The organism is Arthrobacter sp. AIWTK1 (assembly GCF_056680535.1).
The window spans coordinates 1,550,303-1,566,979 of sequence record NZ_CM155287.1; the positions used below are offsets into that span (position 1 = coordinate 1,550,303).

Here is a 16,677-nt window from a genome sequence, read left to right on the forward strand (position 1 = left end):
GGAAGTGACAGGCATCACTCTTGTGTACGCAGAGAAAGTTAAGTTCATTTCGTTCACGTTTCCGCTGTCTTACCGGACGCTCCGGACGCCGTCCCGGGGGAGCGGCTGCGCGTCCGTCCGGCAGGGTGCGCTGGGGTATAGTTCCGGTACCCCACCCACCAGAGGAAAGAACCACAGTGACTCGACGAAGAGGAATGTCCCTCGCCGGGCAGTACCTGGTCCTGCAGTTGCTGATTGTCCTGGCTGTCCTCGTCGCCGTCGTCGCCATATCCCTGGCCCAGTCGGCCGCCGCGTTTGAGCGGATCGAGGGGCGCCGCGCATTGTCCGCGGCTGAGGCGCTGGGCAGCAATCCCGCCGTCCGCGCGCTGCTTCCCTCGGCCGAACCGCGCGGAAGTGCGGCACTGTCCGCCGTCGCCGAGTCGGTACGCACCGTTTCCGGGTCCGCGCAGGTGGCACTCGCCCGGTCTGACCGCACCGTGGTGGCGTCGTCGGACCCCGGACTGCTGGGCCGGCCCCTGGAACTCGGTGCGAGCCGGGTGATGGAAGGCCGGGCCTGGACCGGCGTGGTGGGCGGAACGGCCACGCCCGTGCTTTCAGCCCACGTCCCGGTCCTTGACGACTCCGGGACCATGATCGGGATTGCGTCCATCAGCCGGAACTACCCGTCCACGTGGGAGCGGCTGGGGGATGCCGTCCCCAACCTGTTGACCTATCTGGGGGTGGCCAGCGTCCTGGGGGTTGCCGGCTCCCTGCTTCTGTCGCGCAGGGTTAAGCGCCAGACCCTCGGCATGGAGCCCAGCGAAATCTCGGGCCTGGTGGAGAACCGCGAGGCGATGCTGCACGGACTCAAGGAAGGCGTGGTGGCGCTGGACCTCCACGGACGGATCACCGTGGCCAACGACAGTGCCCGGGCGCTGCTGGGCCTGCCGGCCGACTGCGTGGGCAAGGATCTGGCCGGACTGCCCGTGGAACCGGCGCTTAAGGAAGTCCTCACCGGCGAGCAGCCCGGGCAGGACCAGATGGTGCTGGTGGGGGAGCGCCTGGTGGTGCTGAACCGGGTGCCGATCCGTTCCAGGGGCAGGGTGATGGGTTCTGTGGCCACTTTGCGTGACCGGACGGAGCTTTCATCCCTGGAACGCGAACTGGGCACAACACGGACGGCAACGGACACGCTCAGGGCGCAGGCCCATGAGTTCGCCAACCAGCTGCACGTTATTTCGGGGCTGATCCAAATCGGCGAGTACGATTCCGTGGTGCAGTTCGTCAACGGAGTCGCGGTGGACCGGACGCGCCTGAACGATGATGTGACCAGCCGCATCCAGGACCCGGCGCTCGCCGCCCTGCTGATCGCCAAATCAAGCCTTGCGGCGGAACGGGGCGTGCCGCTGCAACTGGACCCCGCGTCGTCACTCTCGCCGGTGGGCGATGAGCTCTCGCGTGACCTGACCACCGTTGTGGGGAACCTCGTGGACAACGCGCTCGACGCCGTCACGGGAGCCGCGGAAGCGTCGGTCCGGGTCCTCGTCGAGGACAGCCGCGAGGAAGTGGTGGTGACTGTCAGGGACACCGGGCCGGGCGTTGACGGCGCAGCGGCCGATGAGATCTTCCGGCAGGGATTCAGTACCAAGCAGCCCGGCCCGGCCGGCGGCCGGGGTTTCGGCCTGGCACTCTCGCGGGTGGTCTGCCGCCGGAGCGGCGGAGACCTTGCAGTGGCCAACGACGGCGGCGCCGTCTTTACGGCGAGGCTAAAGACAGGAAAGGGTACCCGGGCATGATCAACGTCCTGATCGTCGATGATGACTTCATGGTGGCGAAAGTCCACGCCGGCTTCATCCAGCGCACGCCGGGTTTCACCGTCGTCGGGGTTGCGCACACCGGAGCCCAGGCCGTGGCGGAAACCGCACGCCTGCAGCCTGACCTGGTCCTTCTGGACATCCACCTGCCCGACATCAACGGCCTGGACCTCATGGCCAGGCTGCGGGAAACGGCGCCGGAACTGGACGTACTGGTGATCAGCGCGGCCCGCGAGGTGGAAACCGTCCGCCGGGCGCTGCGCGGCGGGATCGTCCATTACCTGATCAAGCCGTTTTCGCAGGCGGACCTGCAGGAGCGGCTGGAGCACTATCGCAGCGCATACCAGGGCCTGGACCTTGCCAAGGACGTCGCCGAGCAATCCGACGTCAACCGGGTCTTCGGGCTGGAGCGCACCGAGCGCGGGGAACGGACGGAAAACCGCCTCCCCAAAGGGTGCAGCCCGGAAACACTCAGCCGGGTGGTGGACGTGCTGGAGTCCGCAGCAGCGGATCTGTCGGCGGCCGAAGTCGCGGACCTGCTGGGCACGTCACGGGTCAGCGCACGCCGTTACCTCGAGTACCTCCACGATGAGGCGAGGGTTGACGTTCACCTCAAGTACGGCGCGGGCCGTCCCGAGCGCCGCTACGAGCTCAAGTCAGCGTGACGCAGGCGGAAGGGACAACGGGGGGATGGCCTCATACAGCAGGGTCCGGATCCAGCGCTGCCCCGTCTCGCGGCGTTCCGCCCGGCTCGCGAAGCGGTAGTGGTAGCTGTGGACGCGCACCCACCGGGGGCGCGCGCCGTCGAACGGGTCCTTGCGCAGGAGCCGCAGCACAGCACGGTCGGCTTCCAGCAGCTTGGCCAGGAAAGCGTAGAACCACTCCTCGTGGACGGTGCGCAAGGGCAGGAACCACATGAGCCAGTCCAGCCGGAGATGGTAGGGAGCCCACTGCCGGGGCAGCCGGCGGACGTCGCCCGGCTTACCGCGGAAACCGTACTCCCGCCAGTCGGCGTCGTCGTCCGGCTCGTCGTCGAGGGTGCCCTCCACCACGATCTCGATCCGCATTTTTGTCACCGTGCCGAATGCCCCGTAGGTGTTCACCAGCTGCCAGCGGTTGAAGCTGGCGTTCATCAGCTGCCGGTGCTGGAGGAGGTTCCGGGCCGGCCAGTAGCTGAGCACCAGCAGGAGCAGCGTCACGGCGAGCACGACGGTGAGCCACCACACCGGGGCCTGCGTGCCGCCGGCACCGGACGCAGCGCCATACGCATGCCAGTCCAGCGGGATGACGGGAAGAACGGCGTGGGCCACCGGATCGCTCACTGCGGCGAAGGCCAGCAGGATGGCCATCCAGTTCAGCCAGGCAAAGTTTCCGCTCGCCACGAGCCATAGCTGGGTGAAGATGATGATGCCCGCGGCGATGCCGGCCAGCGGCTGTGGGGCGAAGAGGAAGAACGGCACCACCAGCTGGGCGAAGTGGTTGCCCAGGACCTCCATCCGGTGCAGCGGTTTGGGCAGCAGGTGTGCCTGCCGGCTCAACGGACCCGGCATCGGCTGCGTCTCGTGGTGGTAATACAGCGCGGTCAGGTCGCGCCACTCGCTGCCTCCGCGGATCTTGATCATCCCGGCACCGAACTCAAGCCTGAACAGCAGCCACGCCAGCAGGATCAGGATCGTCCGCGGCGGCGGGGTCTGGTCCGAGCCGAGGAACGCCACCGTGAAGCCCGCCTCCAGCAGCAGCATCTCCCAGCCGAACCCGTAGAAGGTCTGGCCCACATTGACGATCGACATGTACAGCAGCCAGAGGGCCAGGAAGGCGATCATCGGCAGCCATGGCGGTCCCAGTTGCGGAAGCCCCAGGACGAGTGTGGCCGAAATAGCCATCCCGCCCCAGCAAACCACGCGCAGCAGGCGGTCCGAGTAGCGCCAGAGGAACAGGCTGGGACGGCGGCGGCGCCTGAAACTGTCCAAGTAGTCCGGCACCGGAAGCAGGCCGCGCTCACCGAGCAGCGCAGGGAACTGGTTGCGGCAGGAGAGGAACGCCACAAAGAAGAGCATGGCAATGCCGCGCTGCAGCACCTGCCGGGCGAATTCATACTCCGGCGCGTCGAACCAGGCGGCCCATTCCACGTTGTTCACGTTACGCCTGCCGTGCACGGCGTCAATGTCCCAAGGCTCTACCGCCGGCGGGTGCGCTGACGTGCGGGATACTTAACGGATGCAGCCACGCAGAATCGTTCTCCTCGGATCCACCGGTTCCATCGGCACCCAGGCGATTGACGTCGTCGACGGCGCCCCGCACCTTTTCGAGGTTGTGGCACTGAGCGCAGGCGGCGGCAACCTGGAGCTCCTGGCCCGCCAGGCCGTCCATACGAAGGCCAAGGCCGTTGGTACGGCCAGCGGTGACGCCGCAGCCCTGCAGGACCTGATCGACGACGCCGCCCGGGCGGCCGGGCTGGCGGGCTACCGTCCCGAAATCATCACCGGGCCGGACGCGTCCACCCGGATCGCGGAGATCGAAGCCGATGTGGTGCTCAACGGCATCACCGGTTCCATCGGCCTGGCACCTACGCTGGCTGCCCTGAAATCCGGAGCCACACTTGCGCTGGCCAACAAGGAGTCGTTGATCGTCGGCGGCGCCCTGGTGAAGGCGGCCGCCCGCGACGGCCAGATCGTCCCGGTGGACTCCGAGCATTCGGCCATCGCGCAATGCCTGCGCTCCGGGACCGCGGCCGAGGTGGACCGGCTCATCCTCACGGCCTCCGGGGGGCCCTTCCGCGGCAGGACCCGGGAGGAACTCCATAACGTCTCGCCGCAGGATGCCCTCGCGCACCCCACCTGGGACATGGGCCTGATGGTCACCACCAACTCGGCCAGTCTGGTAAACAAAGGGCTGGAGGTGATCGAGGCGCACCTGCTGTTCGACATCCCGCTGGACCGCATCGACGTGGTGGTCCACCCGCAGTCCGTGGTCCATTCCATGGTGCAGTTCGTGGACGGCTCCATCATCGCCCAGGCCTCGCCGCCGGACATGCGCCTGCCCATCGCCCTCGGCCTGGGCTGGCCGGACCGGGTGCCGAAGGCGGCCGCGCCCTGCGACTGGACCCGGGCCACCAGCTGGACCTTCGAACCGCTCGATGTGGAGGCGTTCCCGGCCGTCAGCCTTGCCAAGGACGCCGCCAGGCAGGGGAGCACCTACCCCGCCGTTTTCAACGCCGCCAACGAAGAGGCCGTGATGGCCTTCCACTCCGGCCGGATCCGGTTCACGGACATTGTGGATACCATCGAAGCGGTACTCAGCGAACACCCAGGATCTTCCGGGCTGACAGTTGAGTCCGTGCTGGATGCTGAAGCGTGGGCACGAGCGCGCACCCACGAACGTTTAGCAGTGAGCAGTCTCTAGGAAGCAGCAGATCTAAGCATGAGTCCCGTCATTCTCTTCATCCTCGGTGTCGTCTTCGTGGCGATCGGCATCGCATTCTCCATTGCGCTCCATGAGGTGGGCCACCTCGTTCCGGCCAAACTGTTCAAGGTGCGCGTCACCAAGTACATGATCGGTTTCGGTCCCACCCTGTGGTCAAAGCGCAAGGGCGAGACCGAATACGGCGTCAAGGCCATCCCGCTGGGCGGCTACGTGTCCATGATCGGCATGTACCCGCCGAACAAGGACGACGGCACGGTGCGGCCTTCCAGCACCGGGATGTTCCAGACCCTCGCCACCGAGGCGCGTTCCATGGCCCACGAGGAAGTGGGGCCGGGTGACGAGAAGCGGGTCTTCTACCGGCTTCCGGTGTGGAAGAAAGTCATCGTGATGCTTGGCGGCCCCGCCATGAACCTGCTAGTCGGCGTGGCGCTGACGGCCGTGCTGCTGATGGGCTTCGGGATCAGCACCCCCACCACCACTATCGCGGACGTTTCCAAGTGCCAGGTCAAGGCCGGGGAAACCGTGGACCCGGACTCCGCCGACTGCAAGCTCACCCCCGCGGCTGCGGCGCAACTCAAACCGAACGACACCATTACGTCCTTCGACGGCAAAGCCGTCACCAGCTGGGATGAACTCACCGGCTGGATCCGGGCCTCCGCAGGCCGGGAAGTCAGCATCACCGTGGAGCGTAACGGCTCGCCTGTCACCACCACGGTGACCCCGGTGCTTTCTGCCCGGCCTGTCGTCGGCGCCGACGGCCGGCAGGCGACTGATTCAAACGGAACCCTCCAGTACCAGGAAGTCGGCTTCCTGGGGATCGGCGCCCAAACAGCGCTGGTTGCCCAGCCGGCGTCGTCCGTCCTGCCCATGGCGGGGGAGAACATCCGGCAGGTTGCCGGCGTCGTCCTTAATCTGCCCGCTCGCGTGGTGGGCGTTGCCAAGGCGGCCTTCAGCGAAGAGCCGCGCGATCCCAACGGCCCCATCAGCGTTGTGGGTGTGGGCCGGGTCGCGGGCGAGGTTGCCGCCATGGAGGAGGTTCCGCTGCAGTCCAGGCTCGCCGCGCTGGTGGGATTGCTGGCCGGGCTGAACTTCGCGCTGGCGGTGTTCAACCTGGTCCCGCTGCTGCCGCTGGACGGCGGTCACGTGGCAGGTGCTCTGTATGAGGGAGCCCGGCGGCGGCTGGCCAAGTTGTTTGGCCGGCCTGACCCCGGAGCCTTCGACATCGCCAAGCTCCTGCCCGTGACCTACGTGGTGGCTGCGCTGCTGATGGGCATGAGTGCGCTGCTGATTTACGCGGACATCGTCAAGCCCGTCAACCTGTTCGGATAATCAGCGCTCAACGGCTTCTTTCCATTAGTCAGCTCTTTTCGACTGATTTTTATAAATCAGCTTAAAACGATTGATAATAGATAATCAGTCGATTATGGTTGTCGCATGTACGTGCTCACCATCGACCAGCGGGGCAGCACAGGGGACCGGGACCGTGTGCCCGGCCTCCTGGCAGAATTGCACCGGCTCTCCTCCGCCGGCAGGTTCGAACGCTCCGTCGGCGATGAAGTCCAGGGCGTCGTCGAGAAGCCGGCGGAAGTCGTGGACATCGCCCTCCACTGCCTGCGCAGCGGCCGGTGGTACGTGGGAATCGGAGTCGGTGCTGTCGACCTGCCGTTGCCGGCGAGCCCGCGGGAAGGATCCGGGGCGGCCTTCGTGGCTGCCCGGCGGGCGGTTGAAAAGGCCAAGTCCGCGGCTGCCCACGTGCCGTTGTCCGTAGTTTCCGGCGGACTCCGCCGCGGCGGAGCGGCCACGCCTGAGGCAGGGCCCGGCCTCAGGGCCTGCGCGAACGCCGAGGCTGTCCTGCGACTCATTGGCCGGCTGGTGCAGGAACGCACGGAGGCCCAATGGAAAGTGGTGGACGCCCTCCGCAGGCTGCAGCATGACGCGTCAGCCAGGCACGGCAGCCAGAAGCTTGCGGCCGCAGAACTCGGAATCACGGAGCAATCGGTGAGCCGCGCCGTCCTGAGATCCGGCTGGCAGGAAGAATGGGCGGCGAGGCCTGCCGCCGAAATGCTCCTGGCCCTGGCCCGCGATGCAGTGCTGGAAGGACTTAGGTGAACGCTCTCTGGATTACGCTCGCCCTGCTGACGGCAGGTTTCGCGGGCTGGCCGGTCACGGCACTGGTGTTCCGGCTGGCCCGGACCATTGACGACAGGGCGGACGCTGCCAAGGCCGCCGAAGACCGCGCTGCCGACGGGTCCGCTGACGACCCCGCCGCGGATGTCACGGTGGACAAGGCGGACGCCCACCCGGAACCAGCGGACGGGGGAGCGGTCGACGCCGAGATCACCGTTGCCGCCGGCGAAACCGGAGGCGGATCCGGAAAGGCTCCGAAAGGTGCGGCAGCGGCGCCGGCGCCCACCACGCGGATCCTGCGCGGCGGAGCCATTATCGGCGTCCTGGAACGGCTGGCGGTGTGCCTGGCCATCCTGGCGGGCCAGCCCGTGGCGATCGCGTATGTGGTGGCCATCAAGGGCCTGGGGCGTTTCGCCGAGCTGAAGGAGACTCCCGTTGCCGCCGAGAGGTTCATCATCGGCACGCTGACCTCCATGCTGTGGGCCGCCGGCGTTGCCGCCCTCGCCAGGATCCTCTTCCTTGGCTGAACCGGATACATACTCGGGCGGGCATGGCGATAGGGTATCCGTATGACTGTTTTTGCTGTTGAGTACGTATACGCCGCCGAGTCCACCGAAGCACGGAACGCCGCCCGTCCGGCACACCGCGAATGGACTGCCGGGCTTGCCCGTGAAGGCGCGCTCCTGGCCAGCGGACCCTACGGTGACGGCGCCGGTGCGTTGCTGATCTTCAAGGCCGCAGACGAAAATGCGCTGAACGGCATCCTCAAGCAGGATCCCTACGCCTCGGCCGACGTCATCGCAGGCACGCGCACCACCGAATGGGACCCGGTGACCGGCCTCCTGGCCGGGCACGCCGCTTAGCCGCCGGCATCACACACCATCGAATTTCGATCTAAAGAGGAGTCCACGTGACCTCGGTCAGCCTGGGAATGCCGTCAGCACCGCCGCCCGTCCTAGCCCCGCGCAGGAAGACCCGCCAGATCAAGGTGGGCTCGGTGGGGGTCGGCTCGGATTCGCCCATCAGCGTGCAGTCGATGACCACCACGCCCACCACGGACATCAACGCCACGCTGCAGCAGATAGCTGAGCTGACGGCCTCAGGCTGCGACATCGTGCGCGTGGCCTGCCCGTCCGCGGATGACGCCGAGGCGCTGCCGATCATCGCGCGGAAGTCCCAGATCCCGGTGATTGCGGACATCCACTTCCAGCCCAAGTACGTCTTCGCCGCCATCGAAGCGGGATGCGCCGCGGTACGCGTCAACCCCGGCAACATCCGCAAGTTCGATGACCAGGTCAAGGAGATCGCCCGCGCCGCCAAGGACCACGGCACCTCCATCCGGATCGGCGTCAACGCAGGATCCCTGGAACCCGGGATCCTGAAGAAGTACGGCAAGGCGACCCCCGAGGCCCTGGTGGAGTCAGCCGTCTGGGAAGCCTCGCTGTTTGAAGAGCACGGCTTCCACGACTTCAAGATCTCCGTCAAGCACAACGACCCCGTGATCATGGTTGCCGCGTACGAGATGCTGGCTGAAAAGGGCGACTGGCCGCTCCACCTCGGCGTCACCGAAGCGGGCCCGGCCTTCCAGGGCACCATCAAGTCCGCCACCGCGTTCGGCGCGCTGCTGTCGCGGGGCATCGGCGACACCATCCGCGTTTCCCTCTCGGCTCCGCCCGTCGAGGAAATCAAGGTCGGCAACCAGATCCTGCAGTCGCTGAACCTGCGTCCCCGCAAGCTCGAAATTGTCTCCTGCCCGTCATGCGGCCGGGCCCAGGTGGACGTGTACACGCTGGCCGAACAGGTCACTGCAGGGCTGGAAGGCATGGAGATCCCGTTGCGCGTTGCCGTCATGGGCTGCGTCGTCAACGGCCCCGGCGAGGCACGCGAAGCCGACCTGGGCGTGGCCTCCGGTAACGGCAAGGGACAAATCTTTGTGAAGGGAGAGGTCATCAAGACTGTCCCCGAGAGTGAAATTGTTGAGACACTGATCGAAGAGGCCATGCGAATCGCTGAAGAGATGGGGGAGGCCGATGGCGAAGATGCTGTCAAGGGTAGCCCCGTGGTTAGCGTCTCGTAGAGAGACTGCAGGGCCCGGCATATCCATCCGGGTCCTGTCCGGGCCGGACACCGCGGAGCTGCGCGAGCTGGCCCGGACGGACGTTGTGGCCAACGTCTTCATCCTGTCGCACCTGGCCGCAACGGGAACGGCCGCGCCCACCACGGGCGGGGCCAGTATCTTTGGCGTGTTCGACGGCGACGCCCTGGTAGGCGCGTGCTGGGCCGGGGCGAACCTTGTTCCCATCCAGCTGGACGCGGAGCTCGCCGGCCCGGTTGCCGAGCATGCGCAACGCTCCGGCCGCCGCTTCGCGTCCATCTTCGGCCCCGCGGATACTGTCCTGGCGATGTACGAGCAACTGGAGCAGCTCGGGCAGCAGGCACACGAGGTCCGGGCGGACCAGCCGCTGATGAGCATCGCCGGGCCGCCGGCGGTTCAGCCCAACACCGGCCTGGGCATCGGCCAGCTCGCCGATTTCGACAGGATCCTCCCCGCCTGCGCCGCCATGTTCGAAGAAGAAGTCGGTTATTCGCCATTCCTGGGCGGCCGAGAGTTCTACAGCCGGCGCGTGGAAGGCCTCATCAGGCAGGGTCATTCCCTCGTCCACCTCGACGAAGGCGGCCAGGTCACGTTCAAGGCCGAACTGGGCGCCGTTACCCCCGATGTGACCCAGGTCCAGGGCGTCTGGATGAACCCCTCCTGCCGCGGACGCGGACTCAGCGCCGGGTACATGGCCGCAGTCGTAGTGCTGGCGCAGAAGTTGGCGCCGGTCACCAGCCTGTACGTCAATGACTACAACGCGCGGGCGAGGGCCACCTACGAACGTGTGGGCTTCCACCAGGTGGGTACGTTCGCTACAGTTCTGTTCTAGCTGGCCGCAACCGGCCGGCATTCGAACTTATTGGGGGATAAATGAATACGTCCGTTGTGCGCTTTTTAGGGGCATCTGCCGTGCTGCTGCTGGGCCTGTCCGCTTGCAGTGGACCCGCGAATACCGCGAATACCGCGGACGCCGGGGCTGCCTCGGAAACTTCCGCCGCCACGGCAACGCCAAGCCCGACTCCAACGGAAGCTGCGTTCACAATGCTGACGGCCGGCGAGTTGGCGGAGATCGCCGGAGCGGTGAAGGACTCGGAGAGCGTAGCCCTGTCGGTGATGCCCGCGGAGAAGGTCTCGCAGGCGCTGGATCAGATGGTCTCCCTCATGACCGAAGTCCAGGTGCAGCCTGCCGAATGCAATACCATCGCAACGGGCACGGCGCTCAAGCCGGACAGCAACACCACAATGGCAGTGGGCGCATCCACGTCCTCTACGGCGGAACTGACCCAGACGCTCTCGCTCCTTTCCGGCGTTGAAAAGGACAAGCTGGACCAGTCGCTTGCACAGCGCGGCAACGACATCGAAGCCTGCGGCAACATCAGCATGAATATCGGCGGAATGTCCATGACAGCGGCCACCACCAGGCTTGACAGCGGAGCCGGCACTCCCGGCGCCGTTGCCATGCAGACGGACGTCACGCTGCCCACTGGTGCCACCCAGAGCACTGTGATGACCTTCGCCGTCAAAGGCGGAGTCCTGATCTCCGCGCAGGCTTCAGGGACCGGCGTTACCTCCTCCGACCTGGCGTCGGCGGAAGCCCTGCTGGACCAGGCGGCCGCCCTCATTGACTAGCCGGCCGCCCATCCGGACACACGCGGTAACCCGGAGTCAACTGCAGAAAACTGCGTGACGACTCTTGTAATGGTGCAGTGGATCACATAGGTTCTTCCTAGCCGCGCCGAATGGGGTGCGTGCGGTCTCAGAGGGGAAATCAACAGATGGCACTGGACGTTGACCTTCCCAGCGGGCACGCCTAGCGCTTCCTCCGGACTTCTCGGTCCGACGGGCCGTAAGAGCCACGCCAAAACAGGATGACCAGCCGGTGACGGCCAGGGGCTTCCTTTAGTTCTGGCGTGGCTCTTCTCCGTCCGGAGCGGGATTTCAGCCGCCGACGCCGGCGGCCGGCCGCCGGGAACCCGGCACCCGCCGCGCCACGGTAGATTAGTACCCAGACGAATTTGCCAAGCCCGTCATCAGAACAGGCACCTCCCAAGAAACGGATTCCTACCCGTGGTCCTTCGACTTTCCAAGCTGTTCCTGCGCACCCTGCGCGAAGATCCCGCCGACGCCGAGGTGGCGAGCCACCGGCTCCTGGTCCGCGCCGGGTATATCCGCAGGGCAGCGCCGGGCATCTACACCTGGCTGCCGCTGGGCCTGAGCGTGCTGCGCAAGGTGGAAAAAGTCATCCGTGAAGAAATGACCGCCATCGGTGCCCAGGAAGTCCACTTCCCGGCGCTCCTGCCCAAGGAACCCTACGAGGCCACCAACCGCTGGACCGAGTACGGCGAGGGCATCTTCCGGCTCAAGGACCGCAAGGGCGGCGACTATCTCCTGGCCCCCACCCACGAGGAGATGTTCACCCTCCTGGTCAAGGACCTGTACTCCTCGTACAAGGACCTTCCGCTGAGCATCTACCAGATCCAGAACAAGTACCGCGACGAGGCCCGGCCCCGCGCCGGCCTGCTGCGCGGCCGCGAGTTCATCATGAAGGACTCCTACTCGTTCGACGTCGACGACGCCGGCCTGGACGCGAGCTACAACGCGCACCGTGCCGCCTACCTGAAGATCTTCGAGCGCCTCGGCCTCGAGGTGATTCCGGTGGCTGCCACTGCCGGTGCCATGGGCGGCTCCCGGAGCGAGGAATTCCTGCACCCCACCGAGATCGGCGAAGACACCTTCGTGCGGTCCGCCGGCGGCTACGCAGCCAACGTTGAAGCCGTGACCACCGTGGTCCCCGCCGAGATCGACTTCAGCAACGCGCCTGCAGCCGAGATCCGGGACACCCCGAACACCCCCACCATCGACACGCTGGTGGACGCGGCAAACCAGCTGGTTCCGCGCGATGAGAACGACGGCGGCGCCTGGACGGCCGCTGACACGCTCAAGAACGTTGTCCTCGCCGTCACCCTGCCCACGGGTGAGCGCCAGATCGTCGTCATTGGCGTGCCCGGCGACCGCGGCGTCGACCTGAAGCGGGTGGAGGCCAACATCGGCGCCTACCTGTCGGTCGCCGGTGAGATCACCGTGGAAGCCGCCGGCGAGGAAGACCTCGCCCGCAACCCCCTGATCGTCCGGGGCTACCTGGGACCGGGCATGTCGCTCGGCACCCCGCTCCTGGGCCTGGAAGGTGCAGCCAAGCTCCTGTACCTGGTGGATCCCCGCGTCGTCAGCGGCACCGCCTGGGTGACCGGCGCGAATATGGCCGGAAAGCACGTCTTCGGGCTCGTGGCCGGCCGCGACTTCGGCTGGGACGGCGTGATCGAGTGCACCGAAGTGCGCGCCGGCGACGAAGCACCGGACGGTTCCGGACCCTTGGAGACCGCACGCGGCATTGAGATGGGCCACATCTTCCAACTCGGCCGCAAGTACGCCGAAGCCCTTGAGCTGAAGGTCCTGGACCAGAACGGCAAGCAGGTCGTGGTCACCATGGGTTCCTACGGCGTGGGCGTCACCCGCGCTGTTGCCGCCCTCGCCGAATCCAACCACGACGCCAAGGGCCTGGTCTGGCCCCGGGCAGTGGCCCCTGCCGATGTCCACGTTGTGGCTGTGGGGCGGGGCGAGGAAATCTTCGCGGCCGCCGAGAAGCTCTCACACGAACTCGAAGCCGCCGGCCTCGAGGTCATCTATGACGACCGCCCCAAGGTGTCCCCGGGCGTCAAGTTCGGCGATGCTGAACTCATCGGCGTGCCCACCATCCTGGCCGTCGGCCGCGGACTGGCGGACGGCGTCGTGGAGATCAAGGACCGCCGCAGCGGTGAGGCAGAGAACGTTGCCGTTGAGAAGGCCGTTGACTACGTGGTCAACGCCGTCCGCAGCAAGTAACCCCTCCCGGCCGCAGGAGTGATCTCGGGATTCGAGTCGCTGGAGCCCGCCACTCTGATCCTCATCATCGTGGCGGGCTTCGCCGCAGGATGGATTGATGCCGTGGTGGGCGGCGGGGGGCTCATCCAGCTCCCGGCGCTGCTGCTGGTCCCGGGCATCAGCCCGGTCCAGGCCCTTGCCACCAACAAAATGGGTTCGATTTTCGGGACCACAACAAGCGCGGTGACGTACTACCGCCGCGTCCGGCCCGACCTGCGGACGGCCATACCCATGGCCGTCATTGCGCTGGCAGGCAGTTTCGGCGGCGCTGTTCTGGCCGCCACCTTGCCGGCTAGTGTTTTCAAACCCATCATCGTGGCGGCGCTGGTCGCCGTCGCGCTCTTTACGGCCTTCAAACCCAACGTCGGCGACCTGACCTCGCTCCGCCACGACGGCAGGACGCACTACGTGGTGGCCTGCCTCATTGGAGCGGCCATCGGGTTCTACGACGGCCTGATCGGACCCGGGACGGGATCGTTCCTGATCATCGCCCTCGTTTCCGCGATGGGCTACGCGTTCCTCGAAGCCAGCGCCAAGGCAAAAATTGTGAACATGGCCACGAACGCCGGCGCCCTGATCTTCTTCCTGCCGCACGGCTCGCTGTTGTGGGGCGTCGGACTCGTGCTGGGGCTCGCCAATATGGCAGGCGGCTACCTCGGGGCGCGGACCGCGGTGAAGCAGGGAAGCACCTTTATCCGCAACGTCTTCCTCGTCGTCGTCGGGGCCCTGATCCTCAAGCTGGGCTACGACATCTGGCAGGACACCTTCGCCTAAGCGCCTGCACCGAAGGGGATGCGAAAGACCCTCCCAACGGGAAGGGAGCGGGCGTACCATTCACCTATGTCAACAGGGGACGAACCCTTCCGGGACGCCTTGGACGCAGCAGCCAGGCATGCCCGTGAATGGCTGGAAAGCCAGCCCACGCGCCACGTGGGGCCACGCGCCACAGCAGGGGAGCTGGCATCCGCCTTTGGCGGCCGGATGCCCGAGGACGGCCTTCCGGCGGGTGACGTGATCGATTATCTCGCAGCCAAGGCGGAACCCGGCCTCATGGCCATGCCCTCCGGCCGCTTCTTCGGCTGGGTCATCGGCGGCACCCTGCCTGCCGCCATGGCGGCCGACTGGCTGGTGAGCGCCTGGGACCAGAATTCCTTCCTCCGGGCCGCCACGCCCGCCACCGCGGCCATCGAGGCGGCAGCCGGTCAATGGTTCCTGGAGCTGCTGGGCTTCCCGGAAGCGGCCGACGTCGGTTTCGTCACCGGGGCGACCATGGCCAACTTCGCCGGCCTGTCGGCCGCACGCTGGCGCGTCCTGGAGAAAGCCGGCTGGGACGTCAACACCGGCGGGCTTGCCGGCGCTCCGGCTGTCAGCTGCCTGGTGGGGCAGGAACGCCATGACTCGATTGATCTCGCCTTGAGGTACCTGGGCCTGGGAAGCCCCCTCGTGGTGCCCTCGGACCTGCAGGGCCGCATTGATCCGGCGGAGCTGGACTGCGCCCTGGACCGGGCCTTGGTCAATGCGTCAGGCGATGCGGGGGGACTAGCTCCTGCGCCGCCGATTGTCTGCCTGCAGGCCGGGAACGTGCACTCCGGCGCCTTCGATCCGTTTCTTGAGGCGATCACCGTTGCGAAGGCACATGGCGCCTGGGTGCATGTAGATGGTGCTTTCGGGCTCTGGGCGGCCGCGGTGCCGGAACTCGCCGCCCTCACCGCCGGGCTGCACCTGGCTGACTCGTGGGCCACCGATGCGCACAAGACACTCAACGTGCCCTACGACTGCGGCATCGTGGCCGTGCGGGACTCGGAGGCGCTGGAGGCCGCGATGAGCGTCAATCCCAGCTACATGATCCGCGATGCCGGTGCGGCGGCGGACCCCTTCCAGACCGTCCCGGAGCTCTCCCGCAGGGCACGCGGCGTCCCCGTCTGGGCGGCGCTGAAGTCCCTCGGGCGGAACGGTGTTGCCGCGCAGGTGCGCAACCTGGTCAGCCGCGCTTCGCAGCTGGCACAGCAACTGTCGGCGCTGGACGGCGTCGAAGTGCTCAACGACGTCGCCTACACGCAGGTCTCACTGGCGTTCGGCGACGACGCCACCACACGGGCCGTGACGGCACGGATCATCGAGGACGGCCACGTATGGATGTCCGGTTCCCGCTGGCAGGGGCGGGATGTCCTGCGCATTTCGGTGAGCAACTGGACAACGGACGACGCCGACGTCGAATCGGCCGTCGGTGCCGTGCGGAAAGCCCTGGCCGCGGTCCGCGGCTAGGACGACGCCCGCGCGGCTGCTTCCCCGGGTGCTGACTCCCCGGGGGCTGCTTGTCCCGGTTCGGGAAGATCGTGTGCCGCTGGGAGTCCGTCAAGGGTGCGTCCGGCGAGCGTGCTCGCCACCCAGAGGGAACTCGCGAGGTCGCCGTCGTGGTGCGGGCGGGCGGCGTACGACAGGGCGTTTTCCACCTCACGCGCAAGGCTCCATTGCCGGGCCACCTCGGCATTGAGCCCCGCTGCGGCGGTGAACTCACGGCACCTGTCCAGCAGGCCCCGGCGGGGATCGCTCCGGGGGAGGTCCCGGATGCGGTTCCACAGGATCGGGGCAACGGAGAATTCGGCCTCGCCGATCATGGGCTGCGGGTCTATTGCCGCAAAACCGCCTTGCGGCCGGGCCAGGATGTTGAGGTAGTGGAAGTCCGTGTTGACCAGGACGTCGGTGCCGGCCCGGCGGCCCACTGCTCCGCGGGTCTGGCACACCTCAAGGGCAGCCTCCAGGAGCCAGCGCGGAAAGGGTCTGCCGAGCTGTTCCCAGTCGGCTGGAAGATCATCGCTCCACTGTTCCGCGCGGGCGGCCACATGGTCGAATTCGTGCCACTCCGGGCGCTGGTCCGGCGTGAGGCTCAACTGCCGGGTCAGGCCGCCCCACACCTCCACGGCCCTTTCCATCGGAACCTCCTGGAGGGAGCAGCCGGCATCCAGCCTCTCCAGGAGCATGGAACAGGTTCCGGCGTCGGACTCAAGGAGCCGCACGGCGCCGTGTCCATCCCAGAGCCGGAGGGCGAATCGCTCCACCCGGGCTTCGTCGTGCGGGTAGGCGACCTTCAGGACTGCGGGGACACCCTGCCGGGTTACCGGTACCACCACGCCGCCATGGCCGTTCCATGGCAGCTCGCCAGGCTTCAGGTCCACCTTAAGGTCCCACCGCTCCAGGCGTCCGCAGATCAGTCCCTGAAGTGAACCCAGCCAGGCACGTCCGCCGCTGGTCCGGCTGTAGCGGCGGCTGAGGTCGGGCGGGATCGGGACATCTGCGGGCGGTTTCATCGGATCCAGC

The 16,677-nt window shown here is 66.9% G+C and carries 15 protein-coding genes; 13 read left to right on the forward strand and 2 right to left on the reverse strand.

What is annotated here, in order from left to right:
• Positions 1-194 precede the first annotated feature (194 nt).
• Entirely contained in the window at positions 195-1,775 is a 1,581-nt protein-coding gene (locus AC1MDG_RS07080; RefSeq protein WP_479809039.1) for a sensor histidine kinase, read from the forward strand.
• Positions 1,772-2,458 carry a response regulator gene (locus AC1MDG_RS07085; protein ID WP_479808359.1) on the forward strand — a complete coding sequence of 229 codons (687 nt, stop codon included), beginning with the start codon at positions 1,772-1,774 and terminating at the stop codon, positions 2,456-2,458. Before AC1MDG_RS07080 ends, AC1MDG_RS07085 begins: the two co-directional genes overlap by 4 nt.
• Here the strand turns inward: AC1MDG_RS07085 and AC1MDG_RS07090 are convergent.
• Positions 2,450-3,922, reverse strand: coding sequence for a lipase maturation factor family protein (locus AC1MDG_RS07090; RefSeq protein WP_479809040.1), 1,473 nt, complete (start codon positions 3,920-3,922; stop codon positions 2,450-2,452). The genes AC1MDG_RS07085 and AC1MDG_RS07090 overlap by 9 nt on opposite strands.
• A gap of 88 nt (positions 3,923-4,010) precedes the next feature.
• Between AC1MDG_RS07090 and dxr the strand changes: the two genes are divergently transcribed.
• The 11 genes from dxr to AC1MDG_RS07145 all read left to right on the forward strand — a co-directional run bounded on the left by dxr (position 4,011) and on the right by AC1MDG_RS07145 (position 15,624).
• Positions 4,011-5,195, forward strand: coding sequence for a 1-deoxy-D-xylulose-5-phosphate reductoisomerase (gene dxr / locus AC1MDG_RS07095; RefSeq protein WP_043480064.1), 1,185 nt, complete (start codon positions 4,011-4,013; stop codon positions 5,193-5,195).
• A gap of 18 nt (positions 5,196-5,213) precedes the next feature.
• Positions 5,214-6,545, forward strand: a complete 1,332-nt coding sequence (locus AC1MDG_RS07100) for a M50 family metallopeptidase (RefSeq protein WP_479808360.1) — start codon at positions 5,214-5,216, stop codon at positions 6,543-6,545.
• Between the two features lie 105 nt (positions 6,546-6,650).
• The gene (locus AC1MDG_RS07105; RefSeq protein ID WP_043480068.1) at positions 6,651-7,325 is read left to right on the forward strand and encodes a hypothetical protein; all 675 of its coding nucleotides are present in this window, start codon (positions 6,651-6,653) and stop codon (positions 7,323-7,325) included.
• Complete coding sequence (locus tag AC1MDG_RS07110) at positions 7,322-7,870, forward strand: hypothetical protein (protein ID WP_479808361.1); 549 nt, start codon at positions 7,322-7,324, stop codon at positions 7,868-7,870. Before AC1MDG_RS07105 ends, AC1MDG_RS07110 begins: the two co-directional genes overlap by 4 nt.
• 42 nt (positions 7,871-7,912) lie before the next feature.
• Positions 7,913-8,206 carry a YciI family protein gene (locus AC1MDG_RS07115; RefSeq protein WP_043480071.1) on the forward strand — a complete coding sequence of 98 codons (294 nt, stop codon included), beginning with the start codon at positions 7,913-7,915 and terminating at the stop codon, positions 8,204-8,206.
• Positions 8,207-8,253: 47 nt separating this feature from the next.
• Complete coding sequence (ispG, locus tag AC1MDG_RS07120) at positions 8,254-9,420, forward strand: flavodoxin-dependent (E)-4-hydroxy-3-methylbut-2-enyl-diphosphate synthase (RefSeq protein ID WP_011691265.1); 1,167 nt, start codon at positions 8,254-8,256, stop codon at positions 9,418-9,420.
• A complete protein-coding gene (locus AC1MDG_RS07125) occupies positions 9,383-10,270 on the forward strand; it encodes a GNAT family N-acetyltransferase (RefSeq protein WP_043480072.1) in 888 nt (295 codons plus the stop codon). The genes ispG and AC1MDG_RS07125 overlap by 38 nt, the downstream gene beginning before the upstream one ends.
• Before the next feature lie 41 nt (positions 10,271-10,311).
• Positions 10,312-11,070 (forward strand): hypothetical protein, encoded by a 759-nt coding sequence (locus AC1MDG_RS07130; RefSeq protein WP_479808362.1) that lies wholly within the window; start codon positions 10,312-10,314, stop codon positions 11,068-11,070.
• A gap of 438 nt (positions 11,071-11,508) precedes the next feature.
• Positions 11,509-13,320 (forward strand): proline--tRNA ligase, encoded by a 1,812-nt coding sequence (locus tag AC1MDG_RS07135; RefSeq protein WP_479808363.1) that lies wholly within the window; start codon positions 11,509-11,511, stop codon positions 13,318-13,320.
• Positions 13,321-13,338: 18 nt separating this feature from the next.
• On the forward strand, positions 13,339-14,133 hold the full coding sequence (locus AC1MDG_RS07140) for a sulfite exporter TauE/SafE family protein (protein ID WP_043480077.1): 795 nt from the start codon (positions 13,339-13,341) through the stop codon (positions 14,131-14,133).
• Between the two features lie 66 nt (positions 14,134-14,199).
• A complete protein-coding gene (locus AC1MDG_RS07145) occupies positions 14,200-15,624 on the forward strand; it encodes a pyridoxal phosphate-dependent decarboxylase family protein (RefSeq protein WP_479808364.1) in 1,425 nt (474 codons plus the stop codon).
• Here the strand turns inward: AC1MDG_RS07145 and AC1MDG_RS07150 are convergent.
• Entirely contained in the window at positions 15,621-16,667 is a 1,047-nt protein-coding gene (locus AC1MDG_RS07150) for an aminoglycoside phosphotransferase family protein (protein ID WP_479808365.1), read from the reverse strand. The two genes, AC1MDG_RS07145 and AC1MDG_RS07150, sit on opposite strands and share 4 nt — an antisense overlap.
• Positions 16,668-16,677: the final 10 nt, after the last annotated feature.

Excerpts from the sequence above, each read along its gene's own strand:
- AC1MDG_RS07080 (WP_479809039.1), top strand. The coding sequence starts at position 195 with ATGTCCCTCGCCGGGCAGTACCTGGTCCTGCAGTTGCTGATTGTCCTG.
- AC1MDG_RS07085 (WP_479808359.1), top strand. The coding sequence starts at position 1,772 with ATGATCAACGTCCTGATCGTCGATGATGACTTCATGGTGGCGAAAGTC.
- dxr (WP_043480064.1), top strand. The coding sequence starts at position 4,011 with ATGCAGCCACGCAGAATCGTTCTCCTCGGATCCACCGGTTCCATCGGC.
- AC1MDG_RS07100 (WP_479808360.1), top strand. The coding sequence starts at position 5,214 with ATGAGTCCCGTCATTCTCTTCATCCTCGGTGTCGTCTTCGTGGCGATC.
- AC1MDG_RS07105 (WP_043480068.1), top strand. The coding sequence starts at position 6,651 with ATGTACGTGCTCACCATCGACCAGCGGGGCAGCACAGGGGACCGGGAC.
- AC1MDG_RS07115 (WP_043480071.1), top strand. The coding sequence starts at position 7,913 with ATGACTGTTTTTGCTGTTGAGTACGTATACGCCGCCGAGTCCACCGAA.
- AC1MDG_RS07125 (WP_043480072.1), top strand. The coding sequence starts at position 9,383 with ATGCTGTCAAGGGTAGCCCCGTGGTTAGCGTCTCGTAGAGAGACTGCA.
- AC1MDG_RS07130 (WP_479808362.1), top strand. The coding sequence starts at position 10,312 with ATGAATACGTCCGTTGTGCGCTTTTTAGGGGCATCTGCCGTGCTGCTG.
- AC1MDG_RS07145 (WP_479808364.1), top strand. The coding sequence starts at position 14,200 with ATGTCAACAGGGGACGAACCCTTCCGGGACGCCTTGGACGCAGCAGCC.
- AC1MDG_RS07150 (WP_479808365.1), bottom strand. The coding sequence starts at position 16,667 with ATGAAACCGCCCGCAGATGTCCCGATCCCGCCCGACCTCAGCCGCCGC.